The organism is Pseudomonas sp. K5002, from assembly GCF_013386655.1.
GTDB lineage: Bacteria > Pseudomonadota > Gammaproteobacteria > Pseudomonadales > Pseudomonadaceae > Aquipseudomonas.
The window spans coordinates 1-2,160 of sequence record NZ_JACARK010001011.1 but is presented as its reverse complement, the minus strand read 5'-3'; the positions used below and the strand labels follow the sequence as shown (position 1 = coordinate 2,160).

Sequence of the window (2,160 nt, the reverse complement as noted above, 5' to 3'; positions counted from 1 at the left end):
ACGCCGACCTACTCCGGCTGCCCCGCCACCTATGTGATGTTGGGCGATATCCGCGATGCATTGGAGCTGGCTGGTTTCCGCGGGCCGCAACTGTAACGCATGCTGACCCCGGCCTGGACCACCGACTGGATCACCAGCAGCGGCCGCGAACGCCTGCGGGCCTACGGCATCGCACCGCCCCAAGGCAGTAGCAGCAAACGCAGCCTGCTGGGAGAAAGCCCGGTGATTGCTTGCCCGCAATGCGGCAGCACCCACACCGAAGTGCTCAGCGAATTCGGCTCCACCGCCTGCAAGGCGCTGCACCGCTGCCGCGATTGCCTGGAACCGTTCGACTATTTCAAGTGCATCTGAGGGGCCTGCGGCCCGCTTGGTTGGAGAACAACAATGAGCAAATTTCACAGCCTGACCATCAAGGATGTGCGCAACGAGACCCGTGATGCGGTGTCCATCGCCTTCGAGATTCCGCAGCATCTGCAAGACAGCTTCCACTTCACCCAGGGCCAGCACCTGGTGATGCGCACCCAGCTGGATGGCGAGGAAGTGCGCCGTTCCTATTCGATCTGCACCGGGGTCAATGACGGTGAACTGCGCATCGCCATCAAGCGCGTGGCCGGTGGACGGTTCTCCGCCTTTGCCAATGAACAGCTCAAGGTCGGGCACAGCCTGGAAGTGATGCCGCCCGCCGGGCATTTTCATGTGGACCTTGATCCGGCTCGCCACGGCCATTACCTGGCAGTGGCGGCCGGCAGCGGTATCACGCCGATCCTGTCGATCATCAAGACCACCCTGCAAACCGAGCCCCACAGCCGCGTGACGCTGCTGTACGGCAACCGTTCCAGCTCCGGTGCGCTGTTTCGCGAACAGCTCGAAGACCTGAAGAACCGCTACCTGCAGCGCCTGAACCTGATCTTCGTGTTCAGCCGCGAGCAGCAGGATGTCGACCTCTACAACGGCCGCATCAATGCCGAGAAGTGCGAGCAACTGTTCTCCCGCTGGCTCGACGTAAAAGCCCTCGACGCGTCCTTTATCTGCGGCCCGCAGGAGATGACCGAGACCGTGCGCGACAGCCTCAAGGCCAAGGGCATGGCGCCCGAGCGCATCCATTTCGAACTGTTCGCCGCCGCCGGCAGCCAGCACAAGCGCGAGGCCCGCGAAGCGGCGCGGCAAGTGGATGCGGCGGTCAGCCAGATCACGGTGATCAGCGATGGCCGCGCCCTCGCCTTCGACCTGCCCCGCAACACTCAGAGCATCCTCGACGCGGGCAATGCCCAGGGCGCCGAGCTGCCGTATTCGTGCAAGGCCGGCGTGTGCTCCACCTGCAAATGCAAAGTCATCGAAGGCGAAGTGGAGATGGACAGCAACCACGCCCTCGAAGACTACGAAGTGGCCGCCGGCTATGTGCTGTCGTGCCAGGCATTCCCGGTCAGCGACAAGGTGGTACTGGATTTCGATCAGCTTTAAGGACACACCGCTCCCCTGTAGGAGCGAGCTTGCTCGCGAAGATCGTTAACGATGACGCGGGTAGCCTGAATCAACGCGGCGCCCTCNNTCCTACAGGACGCAGGTTTAACCACAACAACAATAAAAAGGAGCACACCACCATGACCCCCGACGATATCGAGCGCATCCGTCGACATCCCGATTTCATCCAGTTGGTACGCCGCAAACAGAACCTGTACTGGTCGCTGTCGCTGATCATGCTGGTGATCTATTTCGGGTTTGTGCTGTTGGTGGCGTTCTCCCCGGCTACCCTCGGGCAGTCGTTGAGCGGCGGCGTGACCACCGTGGGCATGCTGGTGGGTGTGGTGATTGTGCTGCTGGCGTTCGCGCTGACCGGCTTTTATGTGTACCGCGCCAACCACGTGATCGACCCGCTGAACGACAAGCTCAAGCAGGAGTGCACAGCATGAGCCGGCTGGTAGCGTGGTTTCTCCTGCCGCTGGCATTGGCCACGGACCTTGCAGTCGCCGCCGACGGCGCATCCCGGCCACTGAACTGGAACGCCATCGGCATGTTCCTGGTGTTCGTGCTGTTCACCCTCGGCGTGACTCGCTGGGCCGCCCTGCGCACCCGTTCCGCCAGCGACTTCTACCCCGCCGGCGGCGGCATGGGCGGCTTCCAGCATGGCCTGGCGATTGCCGGCGACATGATCTCGGCGGC

The 2,160-nt window shown here is 62.7% G+C and carries 2 protein-coding genes and 2 pseudogenes; all 4 read left to right on the top strand.

Annotated features, from left to right (window positions below; all coding sequences use genetic code 11):
- Nucleotides 1-351, top strand: a pseudogene (gene paaD, locus HX846_RS32525) (1,2-phenylacetyl-CoA epoxidase subunit PaaD); the annotation flags it as partial.
- A gap of 33 nt (nucleotides 352-384) precedes the next feature.
- Nucleotides 385-1,461, top strand: a complete 1,077-nt coding sequence (gene paaE, locus HX846_RS32520; RefSeq protein ID WP_178966985.1) for a 1,2-phenylacetyl-CoA epoxidase subunit PaaE — start codon at nucleotides 385-387, stop codon at nucleotides 1,459-1,461.
- Between the two features lie 140 nt (nucleotides 1,462-1,601).
- Nucleotides 1,602-1,910 (top strand): DUF485 domain-containing protein, encoded by a 309-nt coding sequence (locus HX846_RS32515; RefSeq protein ID WP_003208907.1) that lies wholly within the window; start codon nucleotides 1,602-1,604, stop codon nucleotides 1,908-1,910.
- A pseudogene (gene actP / locus HX846_RS32510) lies at nucleotides 1,907-2,160 on the top strand (cation acetate symporter); the annotation flags it as partial. The gene HX846_RS32515 and the pseudogene actP, both read left to right, overlap by 4 nt.